This window comes from Stenotrophomonas sp. SbOxS2, assembly GCF_013416715.1.
GTDB lineage: Bacteria > Pseudomonadota > Gammaproteobacteria > Xanthomonadales > Xanthomonadaceae > Stenotrophomonas > Stenotrophomonas lactitubi.
This window is the reverse complement of record NZ_JAAVXD010000007.1, coordinates 304,033-320,780: the sequence shown is the minus strand read 5'-3', so window position 1 is coordinate 320,780 and position 16,748 is coordinate 304,033. Positions and strand designations below refer to the sequence as shown.

Sequence of the window (16,748 nt, the reverse complement as noted above, 5' to 3'; positions counted from 1 at the left end):
GAAGGGGGGTACGGCCGATACATCCTCCGTGCACCTCCCGAGAACGTCCATGTACTCACGCATTTTCATCCGTCTGGCCGCCCCCCTGGCTCTGACCCTGCTGCTCCCCTTCGCCATCGGTTTCGAATGGCCGGTCGCCCTGCGTTGGGCGATCCTGACCACGATGACGCTGAGCTGGCTCGGCTTTGCGTGGTGGACCGCCCGCGCCCAGGCGCACCGTTCCCCGGAACATGCCCGTGTCCTGCGTGAGCAGGACCAGCTGCTGACCGAGCTGCGCAACTTCGTCGGCAACGAGATCGACGGTTCGCGTGGCGAAGTGGAACGCGCCCGCGACCTGATCCGCCAGGCCGTCTCCAGCCTCGGCGGCAGCTTCGATGCCATGAACCGCAAGTCGCGCCAGCAGAGCCAGGCGCTGTCACGCATCGTCGACCGCGCCGGTGACGAAGGCGGCGCTGGCCTCGACGTTGCCCGCTTCGCCCAGCACGCCAGCCACCGCATGGAACAGCTGGTGGAAGCGCTGGAACAGGTGAGCGGCCAGAGCAGCACCACCGTGCAGCACATCGACCAGATGGCGCAGCACCTGGATGGCATCTTCGCGCTGCTGGAAGACGTCAAGTCGATTGCCGACCAGACCAACCTGCTGGCCCTGAACGCCGCCATCGAAGCTGCGCGTGCCGGTGAAGCCGGCCGTGGTTTCGCCGTGGTCGCCGACGAGGTCCGTAACCTGTCCGAGCGCTCGACCACCTTCAACGAGCAGATCCGCAAGCTGGCACACAGCTCCAAGGACGCCATCGCCAAGGTCCGCGAGACGGTTTCGCACATGGCCTCGCGCGATATGGACCGCTCCCGTGAAGCGCGCCAGGAAGCCGCGGCGATGCTGGACAACGTGGCGCAGATCAATGCGTCGCTGGGCGACGGCATGCGCGAAGTGTCCGACTGCGCGCGTTCGATCGACGGCAGCGTGGCCGAAGCCGTGCGCGCCCTGCAGTTCGAGGACATCGCCACCCAGGCGTTGGGCGGCGTGCATACCCACCTGGACCGCCTGACCGCGATCAACCGCGAAGCGGTGGCCCTGCAGGAACTGCTGCATCGCAACGGCGGCGTGTTCGACGAGGAAATCGCCTCGGCCCTGCAGCGCACCGGCAGCCGCCTGCGCGAACTGCGCAGCGAATGGGAACGCCCGCCGCACAAGCCGGTTGCCCAGCAGAGCATGGGCGCCGGTACGGTCGAGCTGTTCTGATCCTGATGTCCGCTGCCTCTTCCGGCAGCGTGCAAGGCCCCGGTTCTGCCGGGGCCTTTGCGTGTGACCCGCCTTTGGATGCATCCTGCAAGCGCACCATGACCCTGATCCGCGCCCTGCCCCCGATCAACGAGAACGAGCGCCCGCGCAATGCGGGCGTGCGTGAGCAGCTGCGGCAGCTGGAAGACGTGGCCCGCGAAGAAATGCAGGAGCTGCAGCAGCTGGCTGATGCGCGCCCCGCCCCCGCTGTGGCCGGCGACGACCTGCTGGGGTTGGCGTGGGACCTGGGGCTGGATGGCAGTGCGTTGAAGTAGATCCACGCCATGCGTGGATGCGACTTCCCCGTGGCATGATGCGCCGGTCCCGTTCATGGAAGACCGATGGCCATCGCCCTGATTACCTTGCTGCTGGTCGAAGTCCTGCTGCTGGTGATGTGGGCGCCGTTTTACTTCCGCACCGGTATCGTCCTGTTCAACCAACGCATTGCCGCTACGCCGGCCGAGTTGGCCCAGCTTTCGCTGGCCGGCCTGGAGCATGACCTGCCGACCGATACCTGGTTGCGCCTTGTGTTCCATGCACTGCCTGACGGCAGCATCGCCTTTCGGGAGAGCTTCGCCCCCAGCTTCGGCGGTCGCTACTTTCCGCTGATGCGCGGCCGGGTGATGATCGACGCGCGGCGCCGGGAGGTGCGGGTGGTCGGGCTGTGCAGCTGGTTCGCGCTGGGCCTGACGCTGATGCTGGTGCCGATCATTCTGGCCCGGCCAGCGGCGTGGCCGATGCTAGTGGCCCTGCTGCTGTTCTATATGGGCTTTTACATCCAGCGACGACGCTATGCGGGCGTGGTCGAAGCGGTGCGCGCACGGCTGCGGTCCGAGTTTCCGCAGAGGCTGGTTGCCGCGCCGCACTAGATCCACGCCATGCGTGGATGATCGCGCGTGCAGGCATCAATGCCGACCAAGGTCGGCATCTACCAGAGCAGTGTAGATCTACGCCATGCGTGGATGATCGCGCGTGCCGACATCAGTGCCGACCAACGGTCGGCACCCACCAAAGGAAGGCCGCGGCGCCTCAGCGAACCAGCACCACTTCGCTGGCGGCGTCGGTGCGGCCGGGTGCGAGGTGCTGCTGGCGCAGCCACTGGGCCAGGTCGCGCGGGCTGAGCGGGCGCGAGTACAGGTAGCCCTGGATCTCGTCGCAGCCCTGCCGGCGCAGCATGTCTTCTTCCTGGTGTGTTTCCACGCCCTCGGCCACCACCTTCATGCCCAGCGCATGGCCGAGGTGCACGATGGCCTGGGTGACTTCGGCGGTACCGGAATCATGCAGCATGCCCTGCACGAAGCTGCGATCGATCTTCAGGCGGCCGACCGGGAAGCGGTTGAGGTAGTTGAGATTGGAGAAGCCGGTACCGAAGTCATCGACCGCCAGCGGCACGCCATGCCGTTCAAGCACATCGAAGCAGTGGCGCAGGATGTCGGTGTCACGGATCAAGGCAGACTCGGTCAGTTCCAGCTCCAGCCGCTGCGGCGGCCATCCGTGGGCGTGGCAGATCTCGATCACGCGCTCGGCGAAGCCGCGATCCCGCAGCTGCACCGCCGATACATTCACGGCGATGCGCTCGAAATGCAGGCCAGCACGATCCCACGCGGCCGCCTGACGGCAGGCTTCGGACAACACCCAGTCGCCGATGCGGACGATCTCGCCGCACTTCTCGGCAATCGGAATGAACTCGGCCGGGCTGCAGTAGCCGATCCCCGGCCGATGCCAGCGCAGCAGCGCCTCGATGGCTGGCGGCTCGCCGTGATGGGCATGCAGCAGCGGCTGATAGGCCAGGCTGAACTCATCGCGCTCGATGGCGCCATGCAGGCCGTGCTCGATCTCCAGCCGCCGCTGGATCCGCGCCAACGCGTCCTGGCTGTAATACTGGTAGGTGTTGCGACCGGCTTCCTTGGCCGCGTACATCGCCGCGTCGGCAGCGCGCAGCAGTGAATCGAAGTCGGTCTGGCTCTCGCCCAGCATGGCGATGCCCACGCTGGCGCCAACTTTCAACGTGGTGTCGCCACGGCGCAGAGGCTCTGCCAGCGAATTGATCAGTTTGCGCGCCACGTGCCCGGCATCTTCCGGTTCGGCCAGGTCGCGCAGGACCACGATGAACTCGTCGCCACTGAAGCGGCCGAACAGGTCGTTGTTGCGCAGGTTCTGGTGCAGGCGGGTCGCGGCGGCCTTCAGCAGCGCATCACCGGTGGCATGGCCGAAGCTGTCGTTGATGTTCTTGAAGCCGTCCAGGTCGATGAACAGCATGGCCAGCGAGGTGCCGCGATCGCGCGCCTCCTCGATGGCCTCCGACGTCTGTTCACCCAGCAGTACCCGGTTGGGCAGGCCGGTCAGCAGATCGTAGTGCGCCAGCAGCTCGATGCGTTCGTTGGCTTCACGCTCGCGGGTGATGTCACGGAACAGGACCACGAAGCGCGGCGGCAGGCCATCGCGACGATCCAGTTCGATCAACACCTGCACCCATACGCGCAGGCCGGATTGGCGGTAGAAGCACAGATCCAGCTGCTCGGGCAGGCCGCCACCGGCAATCCGCCCCAGCGCCGCTTCGAACGCCGCACGCGAATCCTCGGCGTACAGTGCAAGAGCCTGGTCGAGGGTGATCGGTTCCTTGCGCAGGCCGTGGATGCGATAGCACTCCTCGGTCCATTGCATGTTGCGCGTGGCAACTTCGATCTCGCAGCCGCCGATGCGGCCCAGCGCGGATACGCGATTGAGCAGTTCGGTGCGCCAGCGGATGAGCGCATCGGTCTGGTGCTGTTCGGTGATGTTCTGTACCTGCCCCAGCAAGCGCTTGGGCTGGCCGTCCATGTCCAGCAGCGGTTGCATCCACAGCCGCAGGTGCTGGGAGGGTTCGTTGCCGCGGGTAAGTTCCAGTTCGATGTTGGCGGCGCGGCCATCACGCCACAGGCGGCGCCAGGCGGCACGCAGTGCGCCGCGTGAGCGGGGGTGCAGCTGCTTGAGCCAGCGTCGCTGCCCCGGGATGCTGCCTTGCTGCAGCGCCAGCAGCGAGCGCAGCTCCGGCGACCACCAGAAGTGGCGGCTGTGCGGATCGAACGACCAGCTGCCCATGCTGGCGATGCGCTGGGCTTCGCGCAGGTGCAGCTGCTGCTCCTGCAGCATGGCTTCCAGCTGCTTCTGCTGCTCGATGTCGGTATGGGTGCCGACCATGCGCAGCGGCTGGCCATCGGCGGTACGGGCCACCACCCGGCCGCGGTCCAGCACCCATCGCCACTGGCCATCGGCCTGGCGAAAGCGGAACTGGGCACTGTACTGCTCACTGCCACCCTGCAGGTGTTCATCCAGCGCGGCACGCACCTGGGTGATGTCGTCGGCGTGCACGCGCGCCAGAATCTGGGTGGCGGTTTCCTCGCCCAGCGCGGGCGTGCGGGCCACCCGGTCGCTGGGGATGTCCCAGTCCCACAGGCTGTGGCCGGCGCTGTCCAGCGCAAGTTCCCAGCGGCCACCGCCGTCGATCGGCACCGGCTCGGGCACGCTGAGGGTGAAGGCGAGCAGGTTGCCGCTGTTGTCATGCACGGCGCGCAGGTGGCCATCGTAGTGGCCGCGTGGGCCGCCTGGCAGCGTGCAGGCGACGATGCCACCGTCGGCGGCCAGCAGGCGCAGGTCTTCCAGCATCGGCGCGTAGGCGGCCACCGTAGCCGGCAGGCCATGCTCGCGCGCGGCCGGATTGGCCGCGAGCGGGCGCCCGCTACGGTCGACGATGACCAGCGCCGAGGCGAGCGGATGCTGCAGCAGGCTGGCGATGATCCCTTGGTCCACGCGATCTTGCTCCGGATGAAACGCCCGACAGCGGGGCACGCAGTGGTTAACGGCGCCTGCGGCGGATAATTGAGTGGCCAGGGCACACCTGCGCGGTAAGATGACCGGCACCCCTCTTCCCTGCCCACCTCCCTGCCCTGTCCATGCCCGTAGAACCGACCGGCACTGCCCCTGTTCCCGACCCGCGGATGGCGCAGGCGCTGGGGCGCGACCGTCGGCGCGTGGTGCTGAGCTACCTGGCGATGGCGCTGGCCTGGATGATCGCCACAGACGGCGCGGTGACAGCGCTGGTGCCCGACCCGCAGCAGGCGGCACTCTGGCAGAGCATGAAGGGAGCGTTCTTCGCCCTGGCCAGCGCGGGCCTGCTGTACCTGCTGCTGCGGCCGCTGGCCGAGCACGTGCTGCACACCCATGCCCGCCTGCAGGCTTCCGAGCTGCGCCTGCGGCAGATGTTCGAAGGCAACCCGGGCCCGATCCTGGTCTATGACCTGGACACGCTGGCCATCCTCGATGCCAATCCGGCCGCCTGCAGCACCTTCGGCTGGGACCGCGACGCGCTACTGGCACAGACCATCGACGTGCTCTGGCCGCCGGGCCAGGACCAGGCGTTGCAGACCAAGCTGGAAGAGATCCGCGAGGCGCCCGAGCAGCTGTGCATCCTGCGCGCGCAGTTGCAGCTGCGCGACGGCAGCCTGCGGCAGATGGAACTGCGCTCGAACGCGATCGACTACGACGGGCACACGGCGCGCCTGCTCATCGCCATCGACCGCACCGCCGAAGACCTGGCGCAGCTGCGGCGCGACCAGGCATTGGCCCGGGTGGAAGAAGCCCACGAACTGGCGCGGATCGGCGCATGGGAACTGGATCCGTCCACCGGCCAGGGCCGTTACTCCAACCAGGTCTATCGCCTGTTGGGCCGTCGCCCGCCCGAGGCGCGACGCTGGCACCGTTTCGACGAACTGCTGGTGGCAGCCGACCCGGCCACCGCCGCACAGACCGATCAGGTGCTGGCCGGGCTGTGCTCCGGCGAGCAGGTGCAGGTGGATGTGCTGCTGCCGGTACTGGCAATGGATGGCCGCGCGCTGATGGTGCACCTGCGTGCGGCCAGCGGTGTGGATGAGGCCGGCCGTGACCGGATCCTGGGCACCCTGCAGGACGTGACCGAACGAGAGCAGTCACGGCGCCTGCTGCGCGAACGCGAGGAGCAGTTCCGCGAGCTGGTGCGGGTGTTGCCCGATGGCGTGGTGATCCTGTCCGACGAACATGTGCTGTACGCCAATGCGTGGGCGGCCGGCCTGTTCGGCTACGGCAGCCACACGCTGCTGGGCGAGCCGCTGTCAGCCTTGGTGGCAGGCAGCGATCTGGCCCGGCTGCGCGCGCAGATGCGCGCTGGGCAGCCCCAGCACAGCCCAGGCCACAGCAGCGTGCTGGCCATGCAGCGCGCCGATGGCCGCAGCTTCCAGGCCGGCCTTGCGGTGGGTGACGTGCGCTACGGCGGGCGTGACTGCAAACTGCTGATCGTGCGCGACCTGAGCGAATCGGAGCAGACCCGCAGCGCGCTGGAGACCAGCAACCGCGAGCTGCAGGCGATGGCCGGTCGTCTGTTCTCGCTGCAGGAAGACGAGCGCCGGGCAATCTCGCGCGACCTGCACGATGACATCGGCCAGGCGATCACCGCGATCAAGCTTTCGGCCTATGCGGCGCAGGACGAGGACGACGCGCAACGGCGCGGCGAGGACCTGGCACAGATCGTGAGCCTGGCCGATACCACCGTCGCCAAGCTGCGCGACATCTCCACCCTGCTGCGGCCGCCGCAGCTGGATGCGCTGGGCCTGGAAGCGGCGTTGAGCTGGCAGGCGCGCGTGCTGTTCCGCTCGTCCAGCGTCGAGCTGCAGGCTGAGATCGAATCGCTGCCCACGCGCCCGGACAACAGCATCGAACAGGCGTGCTTCCGCATCGCCCAGGAAAGCCTGACCAACGCGCTGCGCCACGCGCGCGCCAGCCAGGTGGTGCTGCAGCTGCGCGACGTCGACCAGCGCGGGCTGCACCTGATGATCCGTGACGATGGCGAGGGGTTCGACCCGGATGGCCCGCGCGGCCTGGGCCTTATCGTGATGCGCGAGCGTGCGCAGAGCGTGGGTGGCCATGTCCGGATCGAGTCGGCGCATGGCGCCGGCACCCTCGTCGATGTCCACCTTCCTTACCAGGCCGCTGTTACCGCGGCCGTCGAGTCAGCGGAATACTGAGCCCATGTGGAACCCCAACCTGCCGCCGGTCAGCATCGATGATGCGCCTGATCGCCTCGGCGCCGGCAACCCCGAGCTGCAGGCGATGGTCGCCGAAGCCGCTTCCGGAGGCACCCCGCTGATGCTGATGCATGTAGACATCGACCACTTCGCCTCGGTCAACGAGAACATGAGCGCGGAGGTCGGTGATCAGGCACTGGTGCTGGTCGCCCAGCGCCTGCAGTCCTACCTGCGCGGACGCGGCATGCTGTGGCGGCATGGCAGCGATGAGTTCCTGATTGCCGTACCGCGCACCGCCGATCTGCCGCTGGCCGAGGATTTCGCCGAAGAGATCCGCCAGCAGATGGAGCTGCCCCTCTCGGTACTGCCCTACACGCTGTTCATGACCGGCAAGCTGGGCGTGAGCCTGTGCCCGGAGCACGCCAGCAATGCCTCGCGCCTGCTCGACCATGCCGAGGACGCGCTGTACCAGGCCGCCCGCGAAGGTGGCAATGCGGTGCGCATCCATGCGGTGGACACGCCGCCGAGCGCGCACAGCGAGAGCATCATCGCGCGGCAGATCGTCGATGCCATTCCCAATGGCGAACTGAAACTGCGGTACCAGCCGCTGGTCAGCGCCCGCGATGGCCACGTGGTGGGCATGGAGGCGCTGCTGCGCTGGCAGTCGCCCACCCTGGGCATGCTGGTGCCGGAGCGTTTCATGCGCACCGCCGAGCGCCTGGGCATCATCGTGCAGATCGGCACATGGGTGCTGGAAGGCGCGTTGAAGCAGGCCCGGCTGTGGCGCGACCAGGGCTTCGACGACTTCACCATCGCGGTGAATGTTTCCACCCTGCAGCTGCTGCGGCCGAACTTCTTTGCCGAGGTCATGGGCGTGATCCAGGCCTCTGGCGTGCCGGCGCAGATGCTGACGCTGGAGATCAACGAAAGCGCCCTGACCAACAACGTCAACTTCGTCCACGAAACACTGGCCAACCTGCGCAACGAAGGCATCAGCCTGAGCCTGGACAACTTCGGTACCGGTGATTCCAGCCTGAGTGCGCTGGTGCGCTACCCGGTGGACAAGCTGAAGATCGACCGCAGCTTCATCAAGAGCGCGCCTGCCGGCAATCGTGAAGCGGCGATCGCCCGCGCGATCATCGCGATGGGCCACCAGCTGGGCATGACGGTGATCGCCAACGGCGTGGAATCGCAGGCGCAGCTCGGCTTCCTGCGTCGCAATGACTGCGACGTGTTCCAGGGTTATCTGTTCGGCGAGCCGATGTCGGCCGATGCCGCGGGCATGACCCTGCGTCGCCGCTACCTGCGCCCGGAAGCGTTTGCCGAAACCCGGCCGGACCGCACCCTGCTGCTGCTGGACGACGAGGAGAACGTGCTGCGCTCGCTGGTGCGCCTGTTCCGCCGCGACGGGTACCGCATCCTGGCCGCAGGCAACGTGCGCGATGCGTTCGATCTGCTGGCGATCAACGACGTGCAGGTGATCCTGTCCGACCAGCGCATGAGCGACATGAGCGGCACCGAGTTTCTGGGCCGGGTGAAGATGCTGTACCCGGACACGATCCGTCTGGTGTTGTCCGGCTATACCGATCTGAACACGGTGACCGATGCGATCAACCGCGGTGCGATCTACCGGTTCCTGACCAAGCCGTGGAATGACGACGAGCTGCGCAAGCACATCCACCAGGCGTTCCGTACGTACGAGGAACAGCGGCGCAGCAACGGTGGGCCGGTTGCCGCCGAGCCGGCTGATGGTGGTGAGGATCGGTCACCGCTGCGCTGACCCTGCATACGGGGTAGTGCCGGCCGCTGGCCGGCAGCTGCGGGGTAGCCGGTTTCATCGGGTTGCCGGCCAGCGGCCGGCACTACCAGAGGCCTTTACCGTGGCTGCTTGATCGGCAGCACCAGGCGGAAGCGCGAGCCGACGCCCGGCGTGCTGTCCAGGTCGATGCGGCCGTGGTGCTTGTTGATGATGCTGTAGGAGATCGACAGGCCCAGGCCGGTACCACTGCCCACTGGCTTGGTGGTGAAGAACGGATCGAAGATGCGCTGGCGCAGTTCCGGCGAGATGCCGCCGCCAGTGTCTTCAAATTCCACCCACACCGTGTCGCCGTCCACGCCGGTACGCACGGTGATCGTGCCGCGCTCGGCGATGGCGTGACCGGCGTTGAGCAGCAGGTTCATGTAGACCTGGTTCAACTCCGACGGCAGGCATTCCACCAGCGGCAGCTGGCCGAACTCGCGGACCAGGTGCACCTTGTACTTGAGCTCGTTCCAGATGATGTTGATGGTCGATTCAAGGCCGGAATGCAGGTCGACCAGCTTCCACGACTCATCGCGGCCGGAATAGGAGAAGTCCTTCAGGTCGCGCACGATGCGGGTGACCCGCTCGATGCCTTCGCGTGATTCGGCCATCAGCTGCGGCAGGTCGCGGCTGATGAAATCGATGTCCAGGCGGTCACGGATATCGTCGATTTCCGGAATCAACGCCTTCGGGTCCGGCGCGCGCAGAGCACGTTCGTAGGCTTCAATCACCGTGAACAGGCTGCGCAGATATTCCTGCAGGCTGCCCAGGTTGGAATGCACGTAGCCGATCGGGTTGTTGATCTCATGCGCCACGCCGGCGGCAAGCTGGCCGATGGAAGCCATCTTCTCCGACTGCAACAGTTTTTCCTGGGTGCCGTTCAAGCGCAGGTACGCCTGGCGCAGTTCGGCATGGCGCTGCTGCAGTTCGCGCTCGTAGTCTTCCTGGCCTTCGATATGGCGGAACAACGCCAGGTAGTGCCCCGAACCGGGTTCACCGTGGAAGTACAGATGGGCGATGACCACGCCCTCGCCCAGCGGCAGGCTGCCGTTCCAGTGACCGTGCTGGCGCGCATGTTCGAGGGCATCCGGCGGCAGCAGTTCACGCAGGCGCTGCGGCGGCGGCAAGGCGCCTTCGTCGCTGCCCAGCAGGCTCTGTGCGGCCGGGTTGGCCAAGGCCACCTGTCCATCTTCGGTGAACAGCAGCAAGCCTTCGCGCAGGCGCTCAAGCAGGGCCTGCAGCACCGGTTGCGGCGGAAGGGGGGCGGTAACCAGAACGTTGGCAGCAGACACGGCGGCTCGGGGCGATCAAACAGGCGCCCAATATACGCGTTCATGCGGCGGCCGACAGCCGCCATCGGACGGTCAGCCGACCGCCGGCCTGTCAGGCGACGGCGAGTGGCCGCCGCGCGGTGACGGTGTGCGACTGGCCCTTGGCATCGTATGCCGAGGACTCTTCGGTGCGGCCCATCTGGCGCAGTGCCCAGTTGACCTCGCGCCGGCGCCGCGACAGCAGCACGCCGTTGGCGCGGTTGCGCTCGGCCAGTTCCTGCAGTTGCTCGCCCTCGCCCACCGGTGGCGCGCCTTCCAGCGCACGCAGCGCTTCCAGCTTCGCACCGGTGGCACGGATCAGGGCGTGCACGTCGTGCTCGACCAGGGCCTGGCGTTCAACGTCCAGGGCCTGGGCAAGGCGCTGCAGCGGCTCGCTCATCGCCGCGGTCATCCTTGCAGCTGCTGGTCCAGTTCAAGCATGCGCGAAGCGATCGCGTCCGGATTGATCTTGTAGGTGCCGTTCTGCAGCGATTCGCGCACCGCTGCAACACGCTGGGCGTCGATCGCCGGGGCGGTGCTCAGCTCACGCTCGATGGCCTGCAGGTTGGTGGCTTCGCCGGTCAGGCGCAGGCTGTCGGCCGCCTCGACCGGACGTGCCGCCGAATCGGTGCTCACGCCGGGCTTGGCGGCCGGGGTGGTCACGCTGCGCAGTGCCTGGGGGACCTGCAGGTTGCCGTCGATTTTCTGGCTCATGGGGTTTCCTGGAGTTGCCGTACACAAGGGATAACGGCCGCAGGGCCGTGATCTTTAGGGGAATTCTGAATTATTTCAACGCGCCACGATTACGTCACCGGCCGCGTCCACCGTGCCCTGCACGATACGGCGCGAGGACAGGTTTTCCACCGAGACGCGCTCGTTCTGCCCGGCATCGCCCAGTGCGCGCCCGGCGATACGGACCTCGACCGAACCACGCCGCGATACCAGCGCCACGCTGTCTCCTCGCTTGATGAGACGCTGTGCAACCAGATCGTTGCTCGACAACAGGGTTCCCGCCGGCAACGGCCGACGGGCGATGCGGCCGATCGCCGCGGCAGGATCGGCCAGCACTGCGCCGGCAATCCGTGCCGCGTCACGCTGGGCAGTACTGATATCGGCGGCGGCGATGGATTCTCCAGTGCCAATGCCACGGGTCAGCACCAGCACGGTCTGGTTGCGGCGCACCTTCACCGGCACGAACAGGCGCCAGCCGCCGGCGTCCGGGCAACTCACCTCCACCGTGGTGTTGGCCGTGGGCTGCACCTGCAATGCGCCGCCACATTTGGGAAGACGCAGCGCATCGGCGACGACCGCCTCACCTTCGGTACCTGCGGCCAGGGTCGACAGTGCCGCGGCGCGGATGCTGGCCACCGGCTGCCAGTCGGCTGCGGTTGCCCACGGCGCGGCCACGGCCAGCGCAATGGCAAGGAAAGAAGCAATGCGGCGCATGGCGCCTCCTGTCGGTAAGACCTGGCCCAGTCGCGTGCAAGCTGCGTGCCACTGGCAAAGGGCGGACAGCTTCCCGGCCCGCCTCTGCACAGGCCCTCAAGTTCCACCCTGCCCGCGCCGATACAGCAGCCATGTCCCATGACCTGCTCAACCGGATCGACCAGCGAACCCGACTGGCCGGCCACAATCGCCTGGCGCTGCTGCTGTTCCGCCTCGGCGGACGTCAGCTTTTTGGCGTCAACGTCTTCAAGGTGCAGGAAGTGCTGCGCCGCCCGGAGCTGTTCCAGGTGCCCGGCCTGCCCGGCCAGTTTGCCGGCGTGGCCGATGTACGCGGCCGCTCGGTGCCGGTGCTGGACCTGGGCCTGGCCATCGGCCACCCCGAGCGCGAGCCGGATGCGGACACCGCGCCCGGCTACCTGGTGGTGACCGAGTTCAACCGCTCGATCCAGGGCTTCCTGGTCAGCGGCGTGGAGCGCATCGTCAACATCGCGGTGGAAGACATCCACCCGCCGCCGGAACTGGGCGCCGAATCCAGCTACCTGACCGCGGTGACCCGCTTCCAGGGCGAGTTGATCCAGGTGATCGACGTGGAAAGCGTGCTGGCCGACATCGCCCAGGTGCGCGGTGAAGCGGTGCTCGACCCGGCCATGGCGATGCCCGCCGATGCCCCGCAGCTGCAGGTGCTGGTGGTGGATGATTCGCGGGTGGCGCGCCAGCAGATCCGCAGCGTGCTGGACCAGCTGGGGGTGGGTGCGACCCTGCTCTCGGACGGCAAGCAGGCGCTGGACCACCTGCTGCAGATCCATGCCTCGGGTGAAAATCCGGCCGATCGCTACGCCATGGTGATCTCGGACATCGAGATGCCGGCGATGGACGGCTATACGCTGACGACGGAAATCCGGCGGCATGCCGGCCTGTCCGGGCTGTACGTGCTGCTGCATACCTCCCTGTCGGGCGTATTCAACAATGCGATGGTCGAGCGCGTGGGTGCCAATGCCTTCGTCGCCAAGTATTCGCCGCACGAGCTGGCCGATTTCGTGCTGGACCGCCTGCGCAAGGTTGCGATGGCGGCGTAAGGCCCTCTCCGGTAGAGCCGAACCTATGCTCGGCTTGCACGGGGCCTGAACGAAACGCAGCCGAGCATGGCTCGGCTCTACAGGATCGCGCGCCACTTTGGCACACCGCTTGCAGCTTCCCGGGCAATGTTCCCGTGGGAGTGCACCGTGCGCAACCTGATTACCGACTACCTGGGCGTCCATGCCCAGGCAATGCCGTTGCGCGAACAGCGCATGAAGCTGATCGCCAGCAACCTCGGCAATGCCGACACCCCCGGCTACAAGGCCCAGGACCTGGACTTCGATTCGGCCCTGCGCCACGCCCAGGGGCTGGATGCCAACGGCCTGATGACCACCACCAACGAGCAGCACTACGAAATCGGTAGTGGCCTCAATCCGTTCCAGGTGGCCCGCGAGGGCGTGCAGCCCAGCATCGACGGCAACACCGTCGACCCCGATGCCGAACGCGCCGCCTATGGCCGCGCCGCACTGGAATACCGCGCTTCGCTGAGCTTCGTCGAAAGCAAGGTGCGTTCCATGCTCACCGCGATCACGGGGCAATAAGCCATGAGCAACCTGCCGATCTTCGACATCGCCGGTTCCGCACTGCAGGCGCAGTCGGTGCGCATGAGCACCATCGCCTCCAACCTGTCCAACGCTGACAGCATCGCCGGCTCCGCCGACGCGGTGTACAAGCCGCTGGAACCGATCTTCCAGGCGGTCACCAGCAAGACCGATCCGAACATCACCTCGGTGCAGGTCAAGGAAATCACCCAGAGCAACGCGGCGCCGATCAAGCGCTACGAGCCGGGCCATCCGCTGGCCGACGGCGATGGCTACATCTACCAGCCCGACGTCGATCCGGTGGCGCAGATGGTCAACCTGATCTCGACCTCGCGCAATTACCAGGCCGGCGTGGAGATGTTGACCACCGCCAAGGAACTGGCCCTGGCCACCCTGACCATGGGCCGCTGAGGCCCGCTGCACCGGACACCGCCATGACCACTGCCGTCAACAACCAGAGCAACCAGGACGTCTACGCCGCCCTCGGCCTGAACGCCCCCAACAGCAACGCCACCAAGAAGAAGAACACGCTGGACCAGGCCGATTTCCTGCGCCTGATGACCGAGCAGCTGCAGCACCAGGATCCGCTGAAGCCGATGGACAACACGCAGATGGTCTCGCAGATGGCGCAGATGTCGACCGTGCAGGGCATCACCGATCTGAACAAGTCGGTGAAGGGCTTCCAGGAGTCGATGGCCAGCGACCAGGTGCTGCGTGGCGCCGCGCTGGTCGGCCACCAGGTGCTGGTGCCGTCGGAAAAGCTGGTGCTGGAGAAGGAAGGCTCGGTGGAAGGCACGGTTGCCGCACCGGCCGCCGGCATCGTCACCGTGGACGTCACCGACGCCAACGGCACCAAGGTCACCTCGATCAGCGTGGAAGCCAAGGCTGCCGGCGAGACCGCGTTCACCTGGGACGGCAAGGATGCCAACGGCAAGCGCATGGAGCCGGGCAAGTACAACATCGTTGCCAACCACGTCGACACCACCGGCAAGAGCACCAAGCTGTCCACCTTCGTGCAGGCGCCGGTGGAAAGCGTGACCGTCGGTTCCGACGGCCTCTACCTGAATCTCAAGGGCCTGGGCACGGCCCCTCTCGACTACGTGCTCCGCGTCAGCTGAGCCGCACCCACCGCATCCAACAGGAGCATCCCATGGGCTTCAACATTTCCCTGTCCGGCATCAACGCTGCCAACTCGGACCTGAGCGTCACCGCCAACAACGTGGCCAACGTCAACACCACTGGCTTCAAGCAGTCGCGCGCGGAATTCGCCGACCTGTTCGCCGCCACCAGCTACGGCCTGTCCAAGAACGCGATCGGTTCGGGCGTGCGCGTGTCCAACGTGGCCCAGCAGTTCATCCAGGGCAACAACGAGCAGACCGGCCGCAGCCTGGACATGGCCATTTCCGGTGAGGGCTTCTTCACCATGAACATGAACGGTGCACGCGTTTACTCGCGCGCCGGCAACTTCCAGACCGACGCCGCCGGCTACGTGGTCAACCCGCAGGGCGCACGCCTGCAGGTGTTCGCACCGAACGCCGACGGCACCAACTTCGATGCCGGCCGCCTGGTCGACCTGCAGCTGCTGACCACCGACAGCCCGCCCAAGCAGACCAGTGAAGTCAAGGTTGGTTTCACCCTGCCGGGCAATGCCAAGCAGCCGACGGTGAACCCCTTCGACCCGACCAATTCCAACAGCTACAGCCACTCCAGCGGCGGCATCACCGTCTATGACTCGCTGGGCGTCAGCCACACCCAGGTGTCCTACTTCGTGAAGGAAGCGGCCACCAACGCCTGGACGGTGCACAACTACGTCGATGGCCAGCCGGCCGGCACGCCGACCCCGCTGACCTTCGACAACGCCGGCAAGCTGACCGCACCGGCCAACGGCAAGATCAGCCTGGGCACCTTCACCCCGACCACCGGCGCTGGCGTGCTGAACATGACGCTGGATGTGAGCGGCTCGACCCAGTACGGCGAGAAGTTCGCCCTGCGCAACACCCAGCAGGATGGCTACGCGGCCGGCAAGCTCAACGAGATCACCGTTTCGGAAACCGGCGTGGTGTTCGCCCGCTATTCCAACGGCGACGACAAGCCGCTGGGCCAGGTGGCGCTGACCAGCTTCAACAATCCGCAGGGCCTGGAACAGAAGGGCAACAACCTGTGGGTGGAGACCTTCGATTCGGGCACGCCGCGCACCGGCGCCGCCGACACCTCCAACCTTGGCAAGATCCAGGCTGGCTCGCTGGAATCCTCCACCGTCGACCTGACCGAACAGCTGGTCAACATGATCACCGCGCAGCGTAATTTCCAGGCCAACGCGCAGATGATCACCACCCAGGACCAGATCACCCAGACCGTCATCAACATCCGTTGATGACCTGCTGACCCTGTCACGGAACTCCCCGCATGGATAAAGCCCTTTACGTGGCGATGACCGGTGCCCGCGCCTCCCTGCAGGCGCAGGGAACGCTCAGCCACAACCTCGCCAACTCGGACACCCCCGGCTTCAAGGAAGCGCTGGCCAACACCGAAGCCTTCCCGATCCGTGGCCCGGGCTTTGCCTCGCGGGTGGATGCGCTGCACGTCGATGCGGGCTTCAACCGCACCGCCGGCGCGCAGCACATCACCGGCAAGCCGCTGGACCTGTCATTGCAGACCGGCACCTGGCTGGCCGTGCAGTCCACCGATGGCAGCGAGGCCTACACCCGTGGCGCCGCGCTGTCGGTGACCCCGAACGGCCAACTGGTGACCTCCAGCGGCCGTCCGGTACTGGATGACAACAACAACCCGATCGCGATTCCGCCCTACCAGGCTATGGAGATCGGCAACGACGGCACGATCTCGATCATCCCGCAGGGCGAAGGCCCGCAGACGATGGCGATGATCGGCCGGATCAAGGTGGTGCAGGCGCCGGATGAGCGCCTCGAACGCGGCCTGGATGGCCTGTTCCGCAATACCGATCCGCTGCAGCCGTTCGCCCAGGCGCAGGGCACGGCGGTGCACAGCGGCCAGCTGGAAGGCAGTAACGTCGATGCCGCCGGCGCGCTGGTACAGATGATCCAACTGCAACGCCAGTACGAAATGCAGGTGCAGGTGATCAAGCACGGCGATGACAACGCGCGCAGCGCCAACAGCCTGTTGCGCCTGGGCAGCTGACGGAATTCCGGCACCGGCCTGCGCCGGTGCTGGCACGCCGCTTGCACTCCCTACCCCATGGGCCGCATCGCGCGGCCGGCTTCACCCAGACAGGACTCCGAA

The 16,748-nt window shown here is 66.7% G+C and carries 16 protein-coding genes; 11 read left to right on the top strand and 5 right to left on the bottom strand.

The window, feature by feature from the left end:
• Positions 1 to 49: 49 nt before the first annotated feature.
• The 3 genes from HFK18_RS16195 (at position 50) to HFK18_RS16185 (ending at position 2,148) form a co-directional block, all read left to right on the top strand.
• Positions 50 to 1,240, top strand: coding sequence for a methyl-accepting chemotaxis protein (locus HFK18_RS16195; RefSeq protein WP_100552494.1), 1,191 nt, complete (start codon positions 50 to 52; stop codon positions 1,238 to 1,240).
• Between the two features lie 98 nt (positions 1,241 to 1,338).
• Positions 1,339 to 1,554, top strand: coding sequence for a hypothetical protein (locus HFK18_RS16190; protein ID WP_180167016.1), 216 nt, complete (start codon positions 1,339 to 1,341; stop codon positions 1,552 to 1,554).
• 66 nt (positions 1,555 to 1,620) lie between these two features.
• A complete protein-coding gene (locus tag HFK18_RS16185; protein ID WP_180167015.1) occupies positions 1,621 to 2,148 on the top strand; it encodes a hypothetical protein in 528 nt (175 codons plus the stop codon).
• A 160-nt stretch (positions 2,149 to 2,308) separates the two neighbouring features.
• Here HFK18_RS16185 and HFK18_RS16180 read toward each other — a convergent pair whose 3' ends face one another.
• Entirely contained in the window at positions 2,309 to 5,068 is a 2,760-nt protein-coding gene (locus HFK18_RS16180) for an EAL domain-containing protein (RefSeq protein WP_180167014.1), read from the bottom strand.
• 143 nt (positions 5,069 to 5,211) lie between these two features.
• Here HFK18_RS16180 and HFK18_RS16175 point away from each other — a divergent pair, with 143 nt between their 5' ends.
• Together HFK18_RS16175 and HFK18_RS16170 are read left to right on the top strand one after the other, a co-directional pair.
• A complete protein-coding gene (locus tag HFK18_RS16175; RefSeq protein ID WP_180167013.1) occupies positions 5,212 to 7,314 on the top strand; it encodes a PAS domain-containing sensor histidine kinase in 2,103 nt (700 codons plus the stop codon).
• 4 nt (positions 7,315 to 7,318) lie between these two features.
• Positions 7,319 to 9,094, top strand: coding sequence for an EAL domain-containing protein (locus HFK18_RS16170; protein ID WP_099818411.1), 1,776 nt, complete (start codon positions 7,319 to 7,321; stop codon positions 9,092 to 9,094).
• Positions 9,095 to 9,189: 95 nt separating this feature from the next.
• On the opposite strand, the gene HFK18_RS16165 is transcribed toward HFK18_RS16170, so the two are convergent.
• The 4 genes from HFK18_RS16165 to flgA all read right to left on the bottom strand — a co-directional run bounded on the left by HFK18_RS16165 (position 9,190) and on the right by flgA (position 11,871).
• Positions 9,190 to 10,407: an ATP-binding protein gene (locus tag HFK18_RS16165; RefSeq protein ID WP_099818410.1), complete on the bottom strand. Its 1,218-nt coding sequence runs from the start codon at positions 10,405 to 10,407 to the stop codon at positions 9,190 to 9,192.
• Between the two features lie 91 nt (positions 10,408 to 10,498).
• Positions 10,499 to 10,837, bottom strand: a complete 339-nt coding sequence (locus HFK18_RS16160) for a flagella protein (protein ID WP_025879114.1) — start codon at positions 10,835 to 10,837, stop codon at positions 10,499 to 10,501.
• Positions 10,834 to 11,139 (bottom strand): flagellar biosynthesis anti-sigma factor FlgM, encoded by a 306-nt coding sequence (flgM, locus tag HFK18_RS16155; protein ID WP_025879113.1) that lies wholly within the window; start codon positions 11,137 to 11,139, stop codon positions 10,834 to 10,836. The genes HFK18_RS16160 and flgM overlap by 4 nt, the downstream gene beginning before the upstream one ends.
• A 75-nt stretch (positions 11,140 to 11,214) precedes the next feature.
• Positions 11,215 to 11,871, bottom strand: a complete 657-nt coding sequence (gene flgA / locus HFK18_RS16150) for a flagellar basal body P-ring formation chaperone FlgA (RefSeq protein WP_099818409.1) — start codon at positions 11,869 to 11,871, stop codon at positions 11,215 to 11,217.
• A 131-nt stretch (positions 11,872 to 12,002) separates the two neighbouring features.
• Between flgA and HFK18_RS16145 the strand changes: the two genes are divergently transcribed.
• From HFK18_RS16145 to HFK18_RS16120, 6 genes are all read left to right on the top strand, one after another.
• The gene (locus HFK18_RS16145) at positions 12,003 to 12,947 is read left to right on the top strand and encodes a chemotaxis protein (protein ID WP_089241055.1); all 945 of its coding nucleotides are present in this window, start codon (positions 12,003 to 12,005) and stop codon (positions 12,945 to 12,947) included.
• Between the two features lie 147 nt (positions 12,948 to 13,094).
• Complete coding sequence (gene flgB, locus HFK18_RS16140; RefSeq protein ID WP_025879110.1) at positions 13,095 to 13,490, top strand: flagellar basal body rod protein FlgB; 396 nt, start codon at positions 13,095 to 13,097, stop codon at positions 13,488 to 13,490.
• Between the two features lie 3 nt (positions 13,491 to 13,493).
• Positions 13,494 to 13,901, top strand: a complete 408-nt coding sequence (gene flgC / locus HFK18_RS16135) for a flagellar basal body rod protein FlgC (protein WP_025879109.1) — start codon at positions 13,494 to 13,496, stop codon at positions 13,899 to 13,901.
• A gap of 23 nt (positions 13,902 to 13,924) precedes the next feature.
• Positions 13,925 to 14,608 (top strand): flagellar hook capping FlgD N-terminal domain-containing protein, encoded by a 684-nt coding sequence (locus tag HFK18_RS16130; RefSeq protein WP_180167012.1) that lies wholly within the window; start codon positions 13,925 to 13,927, stop codon positions 14,606 to 14,608.
• Between the two features lie 32 nt (positions 14,609 to 14,640).
• Positions 14,641 to 15,864, top strand: a complete 1,224-nt coding sequence (flgE, locus tag HFK18_RS16125) for a flagellar hook protein FlgE (protein WP_025879107.1) — start codon at positions 14,641 to 14,643, stop codon at positions 15,862 to 15,864.
• 32 nt (positions 15,865 to 15,896) lie between these two features.
• A complete protein-coding gene (locus HFK18_RS16120) occupies positions 15,897 to 16,646 on the top strand; it encodes a flagellar basal body rod protein FlgF (protein WP_099818408.1) in 750 nt (249 codons plus the stop codon).
• Positions 16,647 to 16,748: the final 102 nt, after the last annotated feature.

Coding starts and splice junctions, on each gene's coding strand:
- HFK18_RS16185 (WP_180167015.1), top strand. CDS start 1,621: ATGGCCATCGCCCTGATTACCTTGCTGCTGGTCGAAGTCCTGCTGCTG.
- flgC (WP_025879109.1), top strand. CDS start 13,494: ATGAGCAACCTGCCGATCTTCGACATCGCCGGTTCCGCACTGCAGGCG.
- flgE (WP_025879107.1), top strand. CDS start 14,641: ATGGGCTTCAACATTTCCCTGTCCGGCATCAACGCTGCCAACTCGGAC.
- HFK18_RS16120 (WP_099818408.1), top strand. CDS start 15,897: ATGGATAAAGCCCTTTACGTGGCGATGACCGGTGCCCGCGCCTCCCTG.
- HFK18_RS16175 (WP_180167013.1), top strand. CDS start 5,212: ATGCCCGTAGAACCGACCGGCACTGCCCCTGTTCCCGACCCGCGGATG.
- flgM (WP_025879113.1), bottom strand. CDS start 11,139: ATGAGCCAGAAAATCGACGGCAACCTGCAGGTCCCCCAGGCACTGCGC.
- HFK18_RS16170 (WP_099818411.1), top strand. CDS start 7,319: ATGTGGAACCCCAACCTGCCGCCGGTCAGCATCGATGATGCGCCTGAT.
- HFK18_RS16160 (WP_025879114.1), bottom strand. CDS start 10,837: ATGACCGCGGCGATGAGCGAGCCGCTGCAGCGCCTTGCCCAGGCCCTG.
- HFK18_RS16130 (WP_180167012.1), top strand. CDS start 13,925: ATGACCACTGCCGTCAACAACCAGAGCAACCAGGACGTCTACGCCGCC.
- flgA (WP_099818409.1), bottom strand. CDS start 11,871: ATGCGCCGCATTGCTTCTTTCCTTGCCATTGCGCTGGCCGTGGCCGCG.
- HFK18_RS16145 (WP_089241055.1), top strand. CDS start 12,003: ATGTCCCATGACCTGCTCAACCGGATCGACCAGCGAACCCGACTGGCC.
- HFK18_RS16190 (WP_180167016.1), top strand. CDS start 1,339: ATGACCCTGATCCGCGCCCTGCCCCCGATCAACGAGAACGAGCGCCCG.
- HFK18_RS16195 (WP_100552494.1), top strand. CDS start 50: ATGTACTCACGCATTTTCATCCGTCTGGCCGCCCCCCTGGCTCTGACC.